A 20,494-nucleotide genomic window follows, 5' to 3' on the forward strand; every position below is an offset into this window, starting at 1 on the left:
AATCAACGTTTTATTAGTCCGTAAGGACTAACTATTCCTTAGAAAGGAGGTGATCCAGCCGCACCTTCCGATACGGCTACCTTGTTACGACTTCACCCCAATCATCTGTCCCACCTTAGGCGGCTGGCTCCTTACGGTTACCCCACCGACTTCGGGTGTTACAAACTCTCGTGGTGTGACGGGCGGTGTGTACAAGGCCCGGGAACGTATTCACCGCGGCATGCTGATCCGCGATTACTAGCGATTCCGGCTTCATGCAGGCGAGTTGCAGCCTGCAATCCGAACTGAGAATGGTTTTATGGGATTGGCTCAACCTCGCGGTTTTGCAGCCCTTTGTACCATCCATTGTAGCACGTGTGTAGCCCAGGTCATAAGGGGCATGATGATTTGACGTCATCCCCACCTTCCTCCGGTTTGTCACCGGCAGTCACCTTAGAGTGCCCAACTAAATGCTGGCAACTAAGATCAAGGGTTGCGCTCGTTGCGGGACTTAACCCAACATCTCACGACACGAGCTGACGACAACCATGCACCACCTGTCACTCTGTCCCCCGAAGGGGAAAGTCCTATCTCTAGGAGTGTCAGAGGATGTCAAGACCTGGTAAGGTTCTTCGCGTTGCTTCGAATTAAACCACATGCTCCACCGCTTGTGCGGGCCCCCGTCAATTCCTTTGAGTTTCAGCCTTGCGGCCGTACTCCCCAGGCGGAGTGCTTAATGCGTTAGCTGCAGCACTAAGGGGCGGAAACCCCCTAACACTTAGCACTCATCGTTTACGGCGTGGACTACCAGGGTATCTAATCCTGTTTGCTCCCCACGCTTTCGCGCCTCAGCGTCAGTTACAGACCAGAAAGCCGCCTTCGCCACTGGTGTTCCTCCACATCTCTACGCATTTCACCGCTACACGTGGAATTCCGCTTTCCTCTTCTGCACTCAAGTCCCCCAGTTTCCAATGACCCTCCACGGTTGAGCCGTGGGCTTTCACATCAGACTTAAAGGACCGCCTGCGCGCGCTTTACGCCCAATAATTCCGGACAACGCTTGCCACCTACGTATTACCGCGGCTGCTGGCACGTAGTTAGCCGTGGCTTTCTGGTCAGGTACCGTCAAGGTACCGGCAGGTACTCCGATACTTGTTCTTCCCTGACAACAGAGCTTTACGACCCGAAGGCCTTCTTCGCTCACGCGGCGTTGCTCCATCAGACTTTCGTCCATTGTGGAAGATTCCCTACTGCTGCCTCCCGTAGGAGTCTGGGCCGTGTCTCAGTCCCAGTGTGGCCGATCACCCTCTCAGGTCGGCTACGCATCGTCGCCTTGGTGAGCCGTTACCTCACCAACTAGCTAATGCGCCGCGGGCCCATCTGTAAGTGTCAGCGTAAACCGACTTTCAGCTTACCAACATGTGTTGATAAGAATTATCCGGTATTAGCACCGGTTTCCCGGTGTTATCCCAGTCTTACAGGCAGGTTGCCCACGTGTTACTCACCCGTCCGCCGCTAACCAACAGGAGCAAGCTCCTATTGATTCGCTCGACTTGCATGTATTAGGCACGCCGCCAGCGTTCGTCCTGAGCCAGGATCAAACTCTCCAAAAAAGATGAGTTGATTAGCTCATAAAAGTTACGTTGGCTTCATTCCGTTAGGAATGAATAATTTTATTGTTGACGTTTTTGTTTGTTTAGTTTTCAAAGAACTATAATATCTTGAGTGGATTTCTTCACTCATTTTTACCTAGCCGCTCAAAAGCGACCTCTTTAATTTAACATATCTCTCATCGTAATGTCAACAACTTTTTGAATTTCTTTTTCAATGTTGTTTTGACGCTCTCGAAGAGGACGAGATTTAATATACCATGATTAAAATATGTTTTCAATATAATTTTTATAAAACTTCTTCAAAAAGACTTCTTCATAAAACTTCAGGGAAACTTAAATTCAAAAATTAGTTTGTTACCCAAATAAAATAAAGGTATTGGATATGGAAATCAAGGGTTCCTTGCCACTATTCCATTAATGAATAAAGAATCATACTCATAAAACAGACAACAATCGTATATGTAATTAAAGATACTCTTTTTCGAACGTTTTAACCAAATAATAATAGACCGTAACATGATGCGGTACTACATTTCATAAAAAAGTTGATGTAGAAACTGGGGATGGCACCTAATTCCAATACGGCGTAAGGATTTATTTTTGTTCTTCCATAAAGTGCTCCATTATAGGTACAATCAAATTAGCAAATGAATGTAATCCTAGAGTATTTTTAGGTTATTTTTCAAAATAAAGTCTTCCTACACTACTAATGGACGTGAATTAAATGAGCAGCATTGATTTTGATATCTTAATTAAGCTTTTCATCTCCGCTGTCTTCGGGCTGATAATTGGGTTGGAACGAGAACTGAAACGGAAACCAGTAGGATTAAAAACAAGTCTTGTCATTTCCGTTGTCAGTTGTCTTCTTACTATAGTATCTATTGAATCAGCATATATGTTTCCCAATTCCGATAAGGTTAGAATTACGATGGACCCGCTCCGCTTGGCGGCACAAATTGTCTCAGGTATCGGTTTTCTTGGTGCAGGGGTTATTTTAAGACGTGGCAATGACAGCATATCGGGACTTACGACTGCCGCTATGATTTGGGGGGCAGCCGGAATAGGGATTGCGGTCGGCGCCGGTTTTTATCTAGAAGCATTTGTCGGGGTGGCCCTGCTGATCATAAGTGTCGAATTGGTTCCGGCAGTCATGAAAATTTTCGGACCGAAACAATTACGAGAAAAAGAAATTATGCTCCAATTGTTTATTAGAGACCAAGCGCAAATTGATAAAGCAATCACTTATTTAATGGAAAAAGAGTATATTATTCGCAGGCTAAGGATCAAGGATTTAGATAATGGAGACCATCTTGTGCAAATTTTAGTAGCAGTGGACTACCGGGAGAAAACAACGGATGTATATGCTGCCGTTTCGGTATTAGAGGGTGTAAATAAGGTAGAAATAGAAAGTATTAGCTGAAGGAGAATTTTTAACTTTCTCCCAAAATTCCTCTTGCAATATAAAAATAATCCAGATATAATTCTTCTTGTACCATTGTTTGGGGGATTAGCTCAGCTGGGAGAGCGCTTGCATGGCATGCAAGAGGTCAGGGGTTCGAGCCCCCTATTCTCCATTATTTTTCGAAAACCTTTGCTTATTGCAAAGGTTTTTTCTTTTTTATACCCTTTCTTCCGCGGCCTCCCTCCCAAATTACCTATAAAATAATTTCTATTCTAATAAAAATTTCTCTTGCGTCCCTGATTCTCTTAAAATTATAATAAAAAACATAAAATATTTCCAAAGTTGTGAAATATCTGTCAAATAGAGAGGAGGTTAATAAAAACTTTTTTCGCTCTACACCACTGACAAAACACCATCTTATCCTCAACCTATCCATCAGTCATCATTGTTTACTTTTTTTATTTTTTTAAGGGGTTTATACCGAAAGGGGGAGCTTCACATTGGAGGCTAAAAAATTTAATACTGTTTCTGAAAGCGATTACAGTGCTATTGCCCAATCTGCTTCGTTTAAAGCATTACTTGCCGAAAAGAAGAAATTCATTATTCCATTAACCATCTTCTTTTTCTGTTTTTACTTTGCCTTGCCTATCCTAACCTCGTATTCAACGATCCTAAATACAAAATTTATTGGCGATATTACTTGGGCATGGGTGTTTGCGTTTTTGCAATTTGTGATGACCTGGGGATTATGCATGCTCTATTCTAAAAAGGCAGCTAAATTTGATGAGTTAGCTAATCAAGTTGTCTCAGAAAGGGGGAATGGCTGATGAATACTCCTGCGTTCCTTATGTTCCTTGGAATTGTATTGGTGACCTTAGTCATTACCTACTATGCCTCGAAAAAAACAAAGAATGCCAGTGAATTTTATACTGCGGGTGGCGGCCTGACTGGCTGGCAAAACGGTATGGCCATAGCGGGAGACTATATGTCGGCAGCTTCCTTTCTTGGTATCGCCGGAGCAGTCGCCTTACAGGGCTTTGATGGTTTCTTTTACAGCATTGGGTTTCTGGTTGCCTATTTGGTGGTTCTTTATTTAGTTGCTGAACCATTAAGAAATCTAGGCAAGTATACATTTGCTGACATGATTGCCGCACGTTTCAACGCTAAGAAAATTCGCGGCTTTGCCGCAATGAATACGATGGCCATTTCTATTTTTTACATGATTGCACAACTTGTTGGGGCTGGTGCACTTATTAAATTATTATTAGGGCTTGAATATACAACTTCTGTCTTAATCGTTGGCGTACTTATGACGGTATACGTTATCTTTGGCGGAATGCACGCAACAAGCTGGGTTCAAATTATCAAAGCCATACTATTAATGGGCGGGACCTTGGTCATTTCCATTATTGTTTTTGCGAAATTCAACTTCAGCATTACCGATATGTTCGCCCAAATGAAAACAGCAACTCCATTAAAAGATACATTCTTAAATCCTGGAGTTAAATATAAGGACGGACTTGATACACTTTCTTTAAATATGGGGCTTGTACTCGGTACAGCAGGCTTGCCGCATATTCTGGTCCGTTTCTTTACGGTTAAAGATGCTAAAACTGCCCGCTCTTCGGTTGTATACGCAACATGGATCATAGGGTTATTTTATGTTATGACCATCTTCCTTGGCTTCGGTGCCGCGGCATTTGTTGGAAACGAGAAGATTATTGCCGCTAACGCTGCCGGCAATATGGCTGCACCGTTGTTGGCAGAGGCCTTAGGAGGCAATATGCTGTTTGCCTTCATTTCCGCAGTAGCTTTCGCGACAATCCTTGCCGTAGTGGCAGGTCTTGTGTTAACCGCAGCATCTGCGTTTGCCCACGATTTTTATAATGAAATTTTGAAAAAAGGTCAAGCGACAGAAAAGCAACAGGTAAAGATGGCGCGTTTTGCGGCAATTGGCGTTTCCGTTATTTCCATTATCCTGGCGTTGGGTGCCCAAACACTGAACGTGGCCTTCCTTGTTTCGTTGGCGTTTGCTGTAGCTGCAAGTGCCAATTTACCAGTTATCATCTACACAATTTACTGGAAACGCTTTAATACAACCGGCGCTGTGTGGGCAATGGCAGTTGGTCTTATTTCGGCTATCGGATTAGTTTTGATCAGCCCGAATGTATTCAGTCCGGAAGTTGGAAAAGCCATCTTTGTCGGAAACCCAATCTTCCCATATAGTACTCCGGGGATCATCTCCATTCCACTTGGATTCTTAGCCGGATACCTCGGAACCATCTTCTCCAGCGAAAAAGCTGATGTAAAGAAATATGAAGAAGTACTGGTTAAATCCAATACCGGTATCGGTTTAGGTAGATAATAAAAAAAGGTGCCTGACACCCATATAGGGGATTAGGCACCTTTTGTATTGTGATGATAGTGTTCAACCCAACCCTTTACCGTTGTTTTTTCTTTCCGGCGCTATTTTTTGTTCTGGTTCTCGTTGTTTCGGATTTGGTGGTTGGTTTCCCTTTAGCAAAACTTGGCTTTGAACTCCTGGATTTTATTTGCTGCGTCCCTTTTCTTTTGTCTCCAGCCTTTCCCTGTGGCTCTGGACTTCGACCTGCTTTTTTCTGGTGCTGTGACTTTTGCTGAACATTTTTGTCCTTCTTTTCTCCCCTTGCAGAGCCTTCCTGCGCAGTTTCCTTTTCCTTTTTCGCATTACCTAGGTTTTGTTTTTGAATGCTTATACTTAACTCTTTTTCAATTGTATCAAGTGCAGGCTTATCTGCAGTGGAGTACAAGGTAATGGCCATGCCCTTCATCCCAGCGCGTCCAGTTCTGCCAATTCGATGAACATAGCTTTCGGAATCCTGAGGAATGTCGTAATTAAACACATGGGTAACACCTTCCACATCCAGTCCTCTTGCTGCCACATCTGTGGCAATCAGCAATTGGATTTCGGCATCACGGAACCGTTTCATTACCTGCTCCCGTTTCGCTTGTGACAAATCTCCATGTAATTCATCACAGGAGAAACCTCGTGCCCTTAAAATCTCATAAAGTTTGCTGACTCTCCGTTTTGTCCTGCAAAAAATGACTGCCAGAAATGGCCGATGGGTTTCAATTAACTCAATGAGTGTTGCCTGTTTGGCCCGATCAATCGTGTGAATGGCAATTTGTTTCACATTGTCGGCAGGGCCTTGGACCTTTTCAACCTGAATATACTGTGGGCTGCGCATGTGTTTATTGGCAAGCTTTCGAACCTCTGGGGGAATTGTGGCCGAATACAGCATCGTTTGCCGCTCTTTAGGTGTTTCCCTAATAATGTCCTCCACCTCGCTAAGAAACCCGATATGAAGCATTTGATCAGCCTCATCCAATACCAGAAAAGATACATTGGCTAACTGGAGAGTTTCTCTGCGAATATGGTCCAAAAGCCTTCCGGGCGTTCCTACCACAATCTGCGGGTTGTTTTTCAATTTCTTCAATTGCTTAGCGACATCCTGACCGCCATAAACAGCAAGGACATTCACGTCCTCCAAATCATGTATCATTTTTTCAAATTCTTCCGTGATTTGCAGCGCCAGTTCTCTTGTCGGTGTCACAATGAGCGCCTGGATGCGATCACTATTTCGGTTTAATTTTTCAAGAATAGGCAGGATGAACGCAAATGTTTTTCCAGTTCCAGTTTGCGCTTGGGCAATGATATCCCTGCCTTCCATAATGATTGGAATCGCTTGTTCCTGAACAGGTGTTGGGTTCGCCACACCGTAGCCTTGCAGTTTATCTACTAACTCTTTTGAAATGCCTAATGGCAAAAACTTTGACAAATAACCGCCTACTTTCTTTTTACCTTCCACTAATAATGAGTGTTTTCTACCTTTTTTTCAATTATTCATAATAAAGACTTGAGAAAAAATAAAGACTGCCCGAGATCCCCGAACAGCCCGCAAATGCTATCATAGTGGTTCTTTTAGATTATATTTCTTGAGAATACTTTCAATCTTAAAGCCGGTGCTCACATCGCCCTTTACCTTAACTTTGCCCATTAGCAAAGCCATGGAACCGCTCATTTTACACAAGAACATTTTTTTGAAAGTGTCATAGTTTAAAGTCAATGAAACATTAGGAGTAACCTCGACGCCTTCCTTAATCGTTAATTTTCCGTCCTGGAAAAAGTGTTGATATATCGAAGGCTGCTCATCGACAACCTCATATTGAACCACTGCATTAAAACCTTGAATCGGGCCAGGATTTTCATTAAAGATTTCCTCAATTCTTGCCATTAACTCTGCTAATGAATATTCTTGAAGTGTTTTGACCATAAGCGTATCCCCCTCAGCCAATATAGTATATCTCCATAATACCAATACGTATCCGTATTGAACAATGAAAATTTTTTGAACTTTTTAGAAAATGGTACCTGACACTCATCGCTGAGTCGGCACCTTAATAATATTGGTAATGCTCTCCACACTATTCCGTGATATGCTAGGATAAATTCAACTAATCTGTTTAATCAATAGTATTGAATCGATTTTGCGAATATGAGGTGAATGTCGATGGATCTACACCAGTTGTATGTGTTTACGAAGGTTGTCGAGCATAAGAGTTTTTCGAAGGCGGCGGAGGATATTTTCTTAAGTCAGTCTACGGTAAGTTCCCATATACACGGGTTAGAGAAAACACTGGGCGTCCCGCTTTTTGACCGAGTTGGCCGAGAAATTATCTTGACCCCGCATGGAGAGCGGCTTTATCAGTGGGCTTTAAAACTGCTGTTATTAAAGGATCAAGCCTTGATGGACATAAAGGAAGGTACCACAGCCCTGAGGGGGATGATTCGCATTGCTGCCAGTTCTGTTCCTGGAGAATTTATGCTGCCGAAGATGGTCAAACAATTTCGGAAAGAACATCATGAGGTTACGTTCCATATCACCCAATCGTCCTCGAAAACTGTTGCCGAACAAGTCCTTCACGGCTCTGTCGACTTTGGTATATTGGGAGAAAAATATCATAATGAAAAACTTCAATACTTGCCGCTGTTAAAAGAAAGGTTAGTGCTGGTAACTTCGAACCAGGTAAATCTCGATGGGCCAGTTAACATGGAGGAAATTCTTAATTATCCATTTGTTATGCGCAGCTCCGATTCTGGCACAAATGCTATCTTGGAACGATTCCTGAAAAAGAAAGGGATTACAAAAGACCAATTAAAAATTATTGCCTATATTGAAAACGGCCAAAGTTTAATTCAATTTGTCACCCAAAATGTCGGCATTTCGATTATTTCTGAAACAGCCGCAAAAGAATATGCGCGGCATAATACTCTTAGGATGCACGAAATAAGCGGTTTTGAGGACGAGAGATATTTCTATCTCGTTTATAATCTCCAAAAAACTCATTCGATTATTTCAAAATTATTTATTGATGCTGCACCCGGAATTGTTTAAGAAAATTGATAGGGCTAAAGATGCTTTAGCCCTAAATGAAGCTATTGCTACTCATGAAAAAATCACAAACTATATGATCGCTAAGGGATTTTATCATCCTCATAACCTAAGTGAACAGCTGCAGCTTGATTTATCTGTGGCGGACACCGCAGTCAATTTAGCACAAAAATTATAAAAAGGAGACCGCCGCCGGCGATCTCCTTTAACTTTGCATACTCATTTCCTTAAGAATCTTTTTATCAATTTTCCCAACATGAGTTTTTGGCAGTTGTTCCAAGATGATGAATTGTTTTGGTATTTTATAACGGCCAAGCTTTGCCTCACAATAGGCTTTCCATTCTTCATCTTGAATTGATACAGTGCCTTTCAAAACTAAAAACGCGGTAACCACTTCGCCCCACTTATCATCGGGCAGACCAATTACCGCTGCCTCATCCACTGCCGGATGATCGGCAAGCCATTGCTCAATCTCCAACGGATATACATTCTCTCCTCCGGTAATGATCATATCTTTCTTTCGGCCGACAATGTAGTGGAAACCCTGTTCATCCCTTTTGGCCAGATCCCCTGTTAGAATCCAACCGTCCTGTATCGTTTCATTGGTAGCCAGATCATTATTCCAATAATGGGAAAAACCATGCTTACCTCTCGTTAGCATTTCCCCAACTTCATTTGGACCGGCGTGCTGTCCGTCTGATTTTACGAGTTTGATCTCATTAAATAACAACGGTTTTCCGACGGAGCCCGGTTTTATTTGGGCATCCTCTGGGCTGATGTAAAAATTATTCGGACCTGCTTCCGTGAGTCCGTATCCCTCTTTAAAAGCCAGACCCTTTTGTTGATAAGCTTCGTATATGCCGAGCGGGCAAGGTGCTCCCCCAGATAAAAAAACTTTCATTGACGGAAAACTGCTTTTCCTGAATTGTTCTGTTCTAATCAACATATGATGCATAGTTGGAACCAAAAGGATAATGGTGCACTGAAAGCGGTTGATGGAATCAACTGCTCTTTCACCGTCAAATGGCTCGCCGATGACCACTGTTCCACCCATCAACAGAATCGGGATGCAGAGCGCATTTAATCCTCCGGTATGGAACATCGGCATATAGTTGACGGTCACCTCTTGATCGGTTAAACCCCAGCTCATGATCGTATTAATTCCGTTCCAAAGGATGGATTGATGACTGAGCACCACCCCTTTTGGTTTCCCGGTTGTCCCGCCTGTATAAATCATCGCCAATGGGTCGGTGTCATGAATTTCTGTTGCAGGAAGTAGCAGGCTATCCGGGAACTCCCATTTTTCAAGAAAGAGTGGGAGTGGTTTTTCCGGTGGGAGTTGCTCATAAAGCCCGCTGAACTGGTGATGAACTCCGATATATTTCGGCGTGCAGTCCTGTAAAATACCGCTCAGCTCATGGAGGGAGAGCCGCCAATTGAGCGGAACGAATATAGCCCCAATTTTTCCACAAGCAAACAAGTAATCGAAATAACTGATATGGTTTGGTGCTAATAGCGCGATCCGGTCGCCCTTTGTTACACCCCGTGTATGTAGCCAAGCCGCCATGGCGATGGCCCGTTCGTTCAATTGTTTATATGTCCAAACCGTATTGGTCTCTTCCTCGATTACGGCAGCCTTATTTGGCGATAATCTCGCTCTATTTTCCAGCCAATCCAGTTCCCATCTCACCAAAATTCGCTCCTTCACTAGTAGATGTGACTATTTTAGCCGGGGGTGGTTACAGGGGAGTTACAGGAGCGGGTTCAGTAACGATTTTTCTGGTGGTGAGAATCGTTATCGACATATTTTTTATGAATATCAACACTTTTTAGGAATATATCAACATATTTTCACAGGATATCGACACAAATTCATCAGATATCAACAAATTCAAAAAAACGGCCCCCGAAAGAGCCGTCCGCAAACTCTATACCTGCACTTCTTTTTCCAAAAACTGCGTCATCGCTCCCAGCAATTGCGGGAGGTCATCAACCAATGGCGAATGACCGCAATTTTTCAACTCAACATAGGTCGCTTTCTCACCAAGGTCCTCCAACAATTCCTGGGTCATTTCTCTGGCAATAACCATATCGCGCTCCCCATACAGCACTAGCACAGGAACATTGATGTCATCAACCTTGCCATTTCCCTCCACAAGACCGTTCGATTTATGGCTGATATTAAACGTATTATTGCAATGGTGGATTTCGGCCAGGTTTCGCTGCGTCCGCATGTCCTGAACATACTCATCATAAAGCTCAGGATCAGGCTGGTTATGCGTATAAATGACCGCATTCCAAATTAATTTCAGCAGTTCAACATTGTTACTATCATAGGCAGACTGGACCGGAATCGTGCGGATAAGATCACGTTTAATCTCATCATGCGTGGTAAATCGGCGCGGCTCATCAGCATCATTCAACTTCCCGTCAAATGGATAACCTCTCGTAGATTCCGAGGCCAATAGTATCAGCTTGTTGCAATAGCCAGGGTAATCGGCAGCGAATTGCATCGCCACTGCCCCGCCGGTTGACCAGCCGACTGCTGCAAAATCCTTCAAACCGATAGCATCGACGAACAGCTTAACATCATCAGAAAAATCTTTAATCGACATAACCAAGCTGTTGTACGTGGACAAGCCAAAGCCCCGTAAATCAACGGCATACAGTTTATACTTATCATCCATGTTTTCGAGAACAAGATCCCAATGTTTCGAAGACGTCATATTCCCATGAATCAATAAAACCTTGATTTCTCCGCCTTCTCTTTCCCGATAGTAGAGCGTCTCTCCATTTGACAACTGTACACTTTTCACCGCAACATTTACCATCCTCTTCATCCCTTCCCCCATTTAATTGTTGTTGCTCCCCAGGCATAGCCGATTCCGGCACTGACAAAAACAACTACGTCGCCGTCCTTAATCTTTCCTTCTCGGATTGCCAACTCCAAAGATAAAATTTGGTCAATTTGACCGATATGGCCGTAGTCCTCTAAATAGATTGACTGATTTGCGGACAACCCAAGTTCATTTAAAACATATTCATGGGCTGATTTTTTCATGTGAAGGATGGCCAAATAAGCAATATCCTCCACGTCATAGCCGCTTTTTCTGACCGATTCAGTAATTACCTTTAAAAAATTTCTCATCGATTTTTGTTCCAAACGCTGCTTCATTCCTTCTGGATCCAGCACGTCGAGCATATTCAAGCGCCCGGCAATCGCCTCAGCCGTAATCGGGTGTTTCGTCCCCCCTGCCACTACCACAACATCTTCGGAAAAAGATCCGTCGGTCATCATATCCGTTTCCAATACTACGTTTTCCCCGTAATCTTTTTTTAATAGAATCGCTCCACCGCCGGCACCAAGGTTATACATAAACCGGGTTCTCGGGTTCTCATAATCTATGAAATCGACATTCCGATAACCGCCAGCAAGCAGGACAGTTTGAATCTCCGGGTCGGCGAGCATCATATTCTTCGCCACTTTTAATGCCATCACTGTCGTCCCGCAGCGTAACGCGACATCAAACGCCCAAGCGTTATAAGCACCAACCGCTTCCTGCAGCTTAATTCCAGCAGTCCATAGCGGGTATTCCTTGTGTTCCTCACCAATATAAATCACTAGGTCAATGTCGAGCGGGTCCATCCCTGCTTTTTCAAGTGCCTGCTTTGCGGCATAAATCCCCATTTCGCAGGTATGGTCCGCAGGGCCGGGAATATGCTTTTTCTTAATTCCCATTTTTTCTTCGACAACTCCAACCGGAAGGCCTGCCTTTTCCGCAATTTCCTTACCAGTCATTGTATTTTCAGGAAGGTAAATCCCTGTACTGACAATACCAATCTGCAAAACTATCACCTGCCTATGAATCTTCTGCGATTTCCTTCATAAACGTCATTGCTTCTTCAACCGTTTCAAATAAGGTCTCCCTATCTTCCTGGACATGGGTTACTTTAATCCGCCATTGCCGCTCCCCGGTTTCCCTCTCGATACCTGCCAGTTGAAAACGGACTACGAAGGAGGTAATTGATTTTGTTTCCACCTGAATCCCCCCTCTAGCCTGCCAATTTTTCCGCATTTTTGGCTGGCTCCCGCTTTTTACGCTTAAAAGTAATATTCCTTAGCGTTCCAACAATACCTTTCGGGAAGAACATGACGACTAGGATATAAATAATGCCAAAGAAAATAATCCAGCGTTCAAAAATCCAATGTTCCTTTGCCAGCTCGGTCAGCCAGTCGTGGGCAAACTCAATAATGCCTGCCCCAATCATCGCCCCATACAGAGTGCCTACCCCGCCAATAATCGTCATCAATAACGCATCCAGCGTGATATCCATCGAAAAAACACTCGTGTTAACGAACCGCAATGACATCGCATAAAGAATACCTGCCACCCCTGCCAAAACTCCTGAAACGACACTGGCTGCAATTTTATAGTGCAGGACTTGAAAGCCCAACGATTCTGTCCGCTGCTCATTTTCGCGAATCGCCTGCAGCACCCGACCCAATGGCGAATTGGTAAACCGTTTTAAAATCATAAACACGGCCGCCATCACAACAAGACAAAGCAAATAATAATTTGTCCGGTCAATAAATTGCTCAGGCACCCGGAAAGTAAATCCATCATTCCCAAACGTCAGGCTGCGCCATTTTTCCGCCAGCACTAAAAACAAGCCTGACAGCGACAACGTCAACATGGCATAGAAGTGGCTTTTCAACCTTAACGTCAGTAAGCCGACAATAAAGCTGATGAGTGCCGTTAAGACAAGCGTTGCCAATAGCGCCAACAGGAAATGGACCATAGTCGGCTCAAATCGTTTCATAAAAATCCCAATCGAGTAGGCACCGATTCCAAAAAACATTGCATGCCCAAACGAGACGATTCCAGTAAAACCGAGCAGCAAATCATAGCTCATCGCAAATACCGAAAAAATAAAAATTTGAGTGAGCAAGATCATCAAATTTCTTGATTCATAAACAAATGGCAGGAGCAGCAGAAATGCGGCGATTAACAAAAAGAACGTCGTGCCTTTATTACTTTGTATCCACTGCATCTCCTCACCCCTTTGCCCCAAATAGACCTTGCGGCCGAACAAGCAGCACGATTGCCATCAACAGCATGTTGACTGCCAGTGACAAATCCGGTACATAGTAAGCCATAAACGACCCGGAAAGCCCAACTAAGATGGCTGCCAGTATTGAACCTTTGAAATTCCCCATTCCGCCAATGACCACAACGATAAAGGCAAGAATCGCAAACTCCATCCCCATTCCTGCATGGATAACCCCGGAATATGGCCCTAAGAGTACCCCGCCAAGTGCCGCCATTCCTGACCCAATCATGAACACAAACATAAACACCTTTTGGATATTGATGCCCAAGGCCTGCACCATTTCCTTATTCATAACTCCGGCACGGACAACTAGGCCAATTTTTGTATTTTTCAACAGATATTGCACGCCGGCAAAAATAAGCAGTCCGACAAAAATAATAAACAGACGGTATTTTATAATAATGACGTCCCCAAGCTCCCAGCTTCCCTTTAGAAAATTGGGAGGGGAGGCGGTCAATTGATTCGGCCCCCAAATTACCTTCAGCATTTCAGATAATACGAGCATCAGGCCAAGGGTAATCAATATCTGCTGAACATGATTGCCATACACTGGTTTTATAATCCATTTTTCTATTATGATTCCAAGCAGGAAACCAGTTAAAATCGCCCCGCCGATGCCAATTATGAAGCTGCCAGTTTGGCTGTAAATCCACAGTCCGCTGTAAGCTCCCCAGGCAAACAACCCGCCGTGGGCGAAGTTAAGCACATCCATTAGGCCAAAAATCAGGGTCAAACCTGCTGCCAAGAGAAAGATCAGCATTCCTGTTGCCAGCCCGTTTAACGTTAAATTAAAGAATAAATCCACCAAAGTGTCCTCCTTCCCTACGCAATTCCCAAGTATTTACGCTTCTTTTCTTCATCCTCTTTCAATTCCTGCATCGTGCCATGACTGACGGTCCGGCCGTCATCAATAATGTAAAACCTATCGCCAATCGTACTGGCCATCATAAAGTTTTGCTCAACTAAGACAATCGTTGTCTGATCCTTCATTTGCATGATGGATTCCATTACTTTTTCTACGACAATCGGGGCTAATCCCTTGCTTGGCTCATCGATTAATAGCAGGTCATTTTCGTTGATATAGGCTCTGGCAATCGCCAGCATTTGCTTTTGGCCGCCGCTTAACAAACCGCCTGGTTTTTTCCAAAACTTTTTCAAATCCGGGAATAGTTCCAATATCCAATCCATCCGCTTTGCACTTTCTTCATTGTCCTTTTGAATTGCTACTTTCATATTTTCCTCAACAGTCAATCCGGCAAAAACCCCTTGGTCCTCTGGCACATACCCGATTCCCTTTTTGGCAATGGTATAGGTTGGCAAGGTGTGGATAGCTTCTCCTTTAAACAGTACGCTGCCTTTAGTAGCGGGCGAAAACCCCATAACCGTTCGTAACGTGGTTGTCTTGCCTGCACCGTTTCTGCCGAGTAAAACTGTCACTTCTCCTTGTTTCACATTGAGGGATATGCCTTGAAGAATGTGATATTGACCGATATGTGTTTCCACTGCATTTAGCGTTAACAAGTCGCTCATTCGTACAGACCTCCTAAATAAGCAGACTGAACCGTTTCATTTTTCATGATTTCTTTAGGAGTACCATCTGCAAGCAGCCGGCCATTAAATAAAACCATGACGGAATCGGACAGATCGATAATCATATCCATCTTGTGTTCTATCAAAATGATCGTCCGATTTCCCTGCTCCTTTATCCGCTTAATGACTTCCAAAATGGCCGGGACCTCCTCCAGGGACATGCCTGCAGTCGGTTCATCGAGTAACAGAAGCTCTGTTTCTAGTGCTAACAGCATCGCAATTTCAAGCTTGCGCTTTTCCCCGTGGGCCAAGTTGATGGCCAAAGAATCCTTTTTATCCTCTAACAGGACGAGCTTCAGCCATTCCAGTGCTTTTTCCTCAAAGCTGCGATATTTTTTATAGTGAAAAAACATCTGATACCGAACGCCTGCCTGTGATTGAACGGCCAGTCTTACATTCTCCAAAACTGTTAAATTTGGAAACACATTGGTGATTTGAAATGAGCGGCCGATGCCTTCACGTGTCCTTTTTGTTGGGGAAAAACGGGTGATATCCTTCCCGCGATAATAAATGCTCCCTTTTGTCGGTGATAATTGGCCGCTTAACAAATTGAAAAATGTCGTCTTCCCCGCTCCATTCGGTCCAATAATTGACTTAAACTTCTTTTCCGGTAGTGTAATCGTTACCGAATCGACCGCTGTATGGCCGCCGAAGGTAATCGTTAAATCTCTTGTTTCAATCAATGCCGTCATTTGTGGTACCGCCTTTCAGCAAAAAATAAGGAAAGGGGGACCATCATATGATGATCAAACCCCTCATTTTTCTATTTATTTCGAACTGGCGGAGCGGTTTCCTCCGGAGTTAATTCCCTCATCAATACCGGTACCGGATACGGAACGCCGTCCTTTTTCTCAAGTTTGATCGCATACAGACTTTGCAGTGCTTGGTGGTCCTCAGGACGGAATGTCATCTTTCCTTTTGGAGTTTCAAAGCTCAAGCCCTCCATTGCTTCAATCAGCGTTTCACCATCCGTATCGCCTTTTGTTTTCATGACTGCTTCCACAATCGCAATGGCTGCGCTCATACCGCCTGGTGTAAACAGGTCTGGCACTTCATTATTAAAGCGCTTCTTATGTTCGTCTACTAACCAGTCATTGATTTCATTTTTTGGCAGGTCATGATAATAAACAGTGAAACCTTCCATTCCGACTAGCGGCTCCATTGTGGCCAATGCGGCGATATCTGGTGCACCTGTCGAAATCTTGATGCCTTTATCCTGAACCTTCATATCGGCAATTTGCTTCCAAGGAGAGTTTGCTCCGGCCCAGACAACAAATAGATAGTCAGGTTTGGCATCGATAATTTTCTGGATGTTCGAGGTAAAGTCAGTCGCTGCCGGGTCTGCATATTCTTCCTTGACAATATCAGCACCCAGCTTTTCAGCAGCCTCTTTAAATGCCGCAACACCATCTCGTCCAAATGAATAGTCAGGAGCCAGAGTCGCGATTTTCACACCTTTTTTGGCAATGGCAGCTGCACCGGCAACAGCATCCTGCGAGGAGTTCCGTGCGGTACGGAAAATATACTTATTAAACTCGGAACCTGTAATCGTATCGGCAGCCGCAGGTTCAACGACCATGATCTTTTGATATTCTTCAGCAAGCGGCAGTACGGCCAGCGTATCAGCGGAGCTTGACGATCCGACTAAGAAATCTACTTTATCTTCTTCTAGCAATTTTGTTGCTTTTTGAACAGCGACTTCAGGTTTCGTTTCTGTATCTTCTACAAAGAACTCAATCTTTCTGCCGTCGACTTCCATCTTGCCGTCTGTTGCATATTCCAACCCAAGCTCAAAGCCTCTTAATGTTTGTTTGCCATAAGATTCTAGCGCACCTGTCTTGGAGGCAAGCACCCCAATCTTGATTGGTTCCTTACTCTCCGCCTTATTATCTCCGCCGCCTTCCTTTGGATCTGATGACGATTTGTCAGAACTGCATGCGCTTGCAAACAACATCATAAAAATAAGTAAACTTAAAAATGCCCACTTCTTCCGGTTTCCCTTCAATGTTCTTCCCCCTTAATTCTTTTATTTATTTCTTGGCACTGCTTTGGAATCATCATAAGAAAAGAGAGTTACAAAGAAGTTACAACAAAAAAACAGCCTGGGCATCAGGCTGTTAAATGGGTTGAATATAGCTGTCGGATTCGATAATCTTATGATACATGTGCTTGGTCGGTTGCAGCGGCGTGACCCCCAGTTCCTCCTCCAGTACATCTTTACACTTTTTATACCACTTCAGAGCTTGCGGGCGATTGTTTTTCCGATAATAACAATACATCAGCAGGCGATAGGCTTCTTCCCAAGTCCTGTCTCGTTCGAGGATCTTTTCACACCAGTGAATGGCCCTGTCATAATTTTCACTGCGGACCAGAATTTGCGCCATTTTCTCTGCCCCCCGCAAAAAGTAAACAAGCATGCTCTCCCGTTTGCTGATACACCAATCATCATACCGACGGTCTGGCAGATAATCCCCTTGATAAAAGGAAAGACCCTTTTCCAAAAAGTTCTTGACCTTATCTGGCGCCGTTTCATGGAGCCCGCTCTGAATCCAGGACTGAAATTGCTCCGTGTCTATTTCAATCACCGCAAGCGGGTTTAGTCCATAAAAGCTTCCTTCCCTAATGATAAAAAATGGAGCGGCCCTTGCCTTTCGGGCTGGTTCGAGCACATGATGAAGGCTGTTTAAGGCAACCTTAAAATCACGATCGGCACTTTTTTTATCCTGGTTAGGCCAAAGGATGGACAGGATCTCTTCTTTAGGTAGTAACTCAGAGGTCGTTATCAATAGCTGAAATAATTCCTTTGCTTTTTCACGCTGCCACTCCTTCTCGCCAACCTCTTTGTCCCCTAGCCAGATTTTAAATTGTCCAAAGGTTTGCACCCGAATTGAATAGCCGGGATGTGAATCAAGCGCGCTAATGCCCATATCCTGAAGGATTTTTGCTGCGTACGCTTTTTGACTTCCTTCCTTAAGACATTGAAGCAGCAGGGGAACAAATACCTGTAAATCCCTCGGCCCAAAAACAGAATGTTTATGGAAAAAGAACTCATACTCATGATTTTGAACCAAACTTAAAAACACTTCTAAATTCTTTATCAATTCAACCTGATTTTTTTCCAGGTAGTAACAATGGGATAGCCAAAACACACTCAGCATTTGTCCAAATGAATCCTCGCATTCACGAAATAGCCCTTCAGCTTGGTTAAGATAGTCCAAGCCCTTGGAAAACCGGTCATTATAAATACAAGTAATCCCCATACCGAGATTAATAAGGCCAGAAAGCCACACATCATGGACTTTTTCTGTCTCCTGCAGCGCCTGTTTTCCTGCAGCGATGGCCCGCTCATATTCACCCCTGGCCCCATATAAAACGCACAGACCCATTAGCGGCTCCGCTTTTCCCCGTTCCACATTCAATTTTCCCATCAGTTCAAGTGCCGTTTGATAGCAATTTTCTGCCAAAGAAGAGTCATATTTATTGAGAATTTGCACAGCATGCCCCATACGAATCCAGCCGCATGCCTCGACAAACGGGGCCTTTAAACTAATCCCCAATTGAATCCCCGCTTGGGCGAGTTCTTTTGCTCTGTTCCCCTCGCCGGTAAAGGCCTCAATGATGGACAGCAATAAGTCGATTTCACGGTGAGCCTGAGGTAAGGCAGAAGGCTTGGTCCCTCTTAGTTCTGACTTCTTGTTGTAAAGGAATTTCTTTGCACGCTCAAATCTGCCGGTACGCAAATATAATCTTGCTTCCAAACTTCCATCAAGGTCGGCATGATTTGAGTCCTTTGCCTTTTGCAGCCATTTTTCCGCTTTTTGTGCTTTCCCCGAGTTCAATAGGTTTTCAGATAATAATTCATACAGCTTCCCGCTTTCCTCGATTGGACGGCTGCTGCTTTCTCGATGGCTAATTGCCTCATATAATAAGTGCTCGGCTTGTTGCGGCTGGATCGTATCCAAATAAATTTTCGCCTTTCCCTCCAGCGCCTTGCTCATCCCAAGATGATCCTGTTTTTTCGAAGCACCTTCATATGCCCGTTGATAAAAGCGCTCGGCCTCATCATATTGGGAACGATACCGGGAAACCTCCGCTTTTAACAGCCATAACAGATAATATGTTTCCAATTCCTGTTCAGGAATCTTTGATAATTGGTCGGATAAGCTTTCAAGCTTGCCGTTTTCGAGCATTTGAAATCCGTGCTCTTGTAAAATCGCCGCAATGGCTTTATAAAGGTGAATTCTTTGATAGTGATAGAGTGCCTTCTCCCACATCAGTCTCCTTTCATAGTATCGGGCACATCTCTCATGAAGAATGGCATAATTAACAGGATTATTTTTTTGAAACTGTTTTTCTAAAAACTCTTTGAATAAGGCATGATACCGATATTGGGTTCCTCCCACTTTTTGGAGGAATAAATTTCGCTCTTTTAGTTGCTCCAGCATGCTGGATGAGGCCTGAAATCCGATTACCTCATTACAAAGTTCCTCATCAATTTCTTCAAAAATTGAGGTTTGCTCAAGAAACTGCTGAATCATCGGAGGTTGTTTTGCAAACACCTCCATCACCAAATACTGAAAAAACTCGGTTAGCGAATAACAAGAATGCGCAAATAAATCAGACATGTCCGACTTCAACGGAATTTGCTGGGCAATCATACAAAGAGCGATAATCCAACCTTCTGTCAATTTGTATATGGTTTGTAACTGCGTGTGCTCCAATTCCATTCCATAAAGATCCAACAGCAGCAATTCCATTTCCTCAATCGTCAGGACCAGGTCGTTCCTTGTCATTTCCAACAGCTGACCGGTAATCTTCATTTTTGTAAGCCGCTTCCAGACAGGGCGGCTGCGGCTTGAAATGACGATATGCAAATTGTCGGGAATATGCTCAAGCAATTTCTCCATCCAGCTGTTTACCGTATAAGACTGTTCAATTTGATGAAAGTCATCAAGAACCAAGGTGATTTCGGAAGCGGTTTCAAGTATTTCATTAACAAATAAAGAACATAAGAAGTTCAGTTCTTCCTCACGAATATAATGGTCCACCGTTTCCATATAAGAGAATAACTCTTTCCCAAACTGTGGAGCTATTTTTCGGATGGAATGGATGATATGTGAGAGAAACGGCAAAATGTCGTCATCCATCGAGGAAATGGAATACCAGCAGCCTGAGATTTTCTCATCGTTCATAAATAGTGCCAGCGCAGTACTTTTTCCATATCCAGCTCCGGCATGAATAATCGTTAACGGATATTGGGGGATACTTTTCATTTTCCGGGTGAGGTTTGCCCTCCTAATAAAATCGTCCTTTACCGCCGGTATCCGCAGTTTAGTTTGTATAATCGGAAGCTTCATCAAACAGGC

Annotated in this window: 17 protein-coding genes, 1 tRNA gene and 1 rRNA gene; 6 read left to right on the top strand and 13 right to left on the bottom strand. The window is 43.8% G+C overall.

What is annotated here, in order from left to right; translation table 11 throughout:
• Positions 1–42: 42 nt before the first annotated feature.
• A 16S ribosomal RNA gene (locus tag ACZ43M_RS22130) occupies positions 43–1,592 on the bottom strand.
• A gap of 724 nt (positions 1,593–2,316) precedes the next feature.
• Here ACZ43M_RS22130 and ACZ43M_RS22135 point away from each other — a divergent pair.
• From ACZ43M_RS22135 to ACZ43M_RS22150, 4 genes are all read left to right on the top strand, one after another.
• Entirely contained in the window at positions 2,317–3,012 is a 696-nt protein-coding gene (locus ACZ43M_RS22135; RefSeq protein ID WP_464504668.1) for an MgtC/SapB family protein, read from the top strand.
• 81 nt (positions 3,013–3,093) lie between these two features.
• Positions 3,094–3,166: transfer RNA gene (locus ACZ43M_RS22140), tRNA-Ala, on the top strand.
• 328 nt (positions 3,167–3,494) lie between these two features.
• The gene (locus ACZ43M_RS22145) at positions 3,495–3,821 is read left to right on the top strand and encodes a DUF485 domain-containing protein (protein ID WP_464504669.1); all 327 of its coding nucleotides are present in this window, start codon (positions 3,495–3,497) and stop codon (positions 3,819–3,821) included.
• Positions 3,821–5,359, top strand: coding sequence for a solute symporter family protein (locus ACZ43M_RS22150; RefSeq protein WP_464504671.1), 1,539 nt, complete (start codon positions 3,821–3,823; stop codon positions 5,357–5,359). Before ACZ43M_RS22145 ends, ACZ43M_RS22150 begins: the two co-directional genes overlap by 1 nt.
• A gap of 76 nt (positions 5,360–5,435) precedes the next feature.
• Here the strand turns inward: ACZ43M_RS22150 and ACZ43M_RS22155 are convergent, their stop codons facing one another.
• Together ACZ43M_RS22155 and ACZ43M_RS22160 are read right to left on the bottom strand one after the other, a co-directional pair.
• The gene (locus tag ACZ43M_RS22155) at positions 5,436–6,812 is read right to left on the bottom strand and encodes a DEAD/DEAH box helicase (RefSeq protein ID WP_464504672.1); all 1,377 of its coding nucleotides are present in this window, start codon (positions 6,810–6,812) and stop codon (positions 5,436–5,438) included.
• A 129-nt stretch (positions 6,813–6,941) separates the two neighbouring features.
• Positions 6,942–7,307, bottom strand: a complete 366-nt coding sequence (locus ACZ43M_RS22160; protein WP_464504673.1) for an SCP2 sterol-binding domain-containing protein — start codon at positions 7,305–7,307, stop codon at positions 6,942–6,944.
• A gap of 237 nt (positions 7,308–7,544) precedes the next feature.
• Between ACZ43M_RS22160 and ACZ43M_RS22165 the strand changes: the two genes are divergently transcribed.
• Positions 7,545–8,429, top strand: a complete 885-nt coding sequence (locus tag ACZ43M_RS22165; RefSeq protein WP_464504675.1) for a selenium metabolism-associated LysR family transcriptional regulator — start codon at positions 7,545–7,547, stop codon at positions 8,427–8,429.
• On the top strand, positions 8,422–8,604 hold the full coding sequence (locus ACZ43M_RS22170; protein WP_464504676.1) for a hypothetical protein: 183 nt from the start codon (positions 8,422–8,424) through the stop codon (positions 8,602–8,604). Before ACZ43M_RS22165 ends, ACZ43M_RS22170 begins: the two co-directional genes overlap by 8 nt.
• 27 nt (positions 8,605–8,631) lie before the next feature.
• On the opposite strand, the gene ACZ43M_RS22175 is transcribed toward ACZ43M_RS22170, so the two are convergent.
• The 10 genes from ACZ43M_RS22175 to ACZ43M_RS22220 all read right to left on the bottom strand — a co-directional run bounded on the left by ACZ43M_RS22175 (position 8,632) and on the right by ACZ43M_RS22220 (position 20,485).
• Positions 8,632–10,116, bottom strand: a complete 1,485-nt coding sequence (locus ACZ43M_RS22175) for an acyl-CoA synthetase (RefSeq protein WP_464504677.1) — start codon at positions 10,114–10,116, stop codon at positions 8,632–8,634.
• 238 nt (positions 10,117–10,354) lie between these two features.
• A complete protein-coding gene (gene phaZ, locus ACZ43M_RS22180) occupies positions 10,355–11,257 on the bottom strand; it encodes an intracellular short-chain-length polyhydroxyalkanoate depolymerase (RefSeq protein WP_464508088.1) in 903 nt (300 codons plus the stop codon).
• A 5-nt stretch (positions 11,258–11,262) separates the two neighbouring features.
• Complete coding sequence (locus ACZ43M_RS22185) at positions 11,263–12,273, bottom strand: 3-oxoacyl-ACP synthase (protein ID WP_464504678.1); 1,011 nt, start codon at positions 12,271–12,273, stop codon at positions 11,263–11,265.
• A gap of 13 nt (positions 12,274–12,286) precedes the next feature.
• A complete protein-coding gene (locus tag ACZ43M_RS22190; protein WP_464504680.1) occupies positions 12,287–12,466 on the bottom strand; it encodes a hypothetical protein in 180 nt (59 codons plus the stop codon).
• A 13-nt stretch (positions 12,467–12,479) separates the two neighbouring features.
• Positions 12,480–13,478, bottom strand: a complete 999-nt coding sequence (locus ACZ43M_RS22195; RefSeq protein ID WP_464504681.1) for a branched-chain amino acid ABC transporter permease — start codon at positions 13,476–13,478, stop codon at positions 12,480–12,482.
• 4 nt (positions 13,479–13,482) lie between these two features.
• On the bottom strand, positions 13,483–14,343 hold the full coding sequence (locus tag ACZ43M_RS22200) for a branched-chain amino acid ABC transporter permease (protein ID WP_464504682.1): 861 nt from the start codon (positions 14,341–14,343) through the stop codon (positions 13,483–13,485).
• Between the two features lie 17 nt (positions 14,344–14,360).
• Positions 14,361–15,068 carry an ABC transporter ATP-binding protein gene (locus ACZ43M_RS22205; protein WP_464504683.1) on the bottom strand — a complete coding sequence of 236 codons (708 nt, stop codon included), beginning with the start codon at positions 15,066–15,068 and terminating at the stop codon, positions 14,361–14,363.
• Entirely contained in the window at positions 15,065–15,820 is a 756-nt protein-coding gene (locus ACZ43M_RS22210) for an ABC transporter ATP-binding protein (RefSeq protein ID WP_464504685.1), read from the bottom strand. Before ACZ43M_RS22210 ends, ACZ43M_RS22205 begins: the two co-directional genes overlap by 4 nt.
• A gap of 71 nt (positions 15,821–15,891) precedes the next feature.
• Positions 15,892–17,085 (bottom strand): substrate-binding domain-containing protein, encoded by a 1,194-nt coding sequence (locus ACZ43M_RS22215; RefSeq protein ID WP_464508089.1) that lies wholly within the window; start codon positions 17,083–17,085, stop codon positions 15,892–15,894.
• A gap of 160 nt (positions 17,086–17,245) precedes the next feature.
• Positions 17,246–20,485, bottom strand: a complete 3,240-nt coding sequence (locus ACZ43M_RS22220; protein WP_464504686.1) for a BTAD domain-containing putative transcriptional regulator — start codon at positions 20,483–20,485, stop codon at positions 17,246–17,248.
• Positions 20,486–20,494: the final 9 nt, after the last annotated feature.

This window comes from Neobacillus sp. B24 (assembly GCF_055381825.1).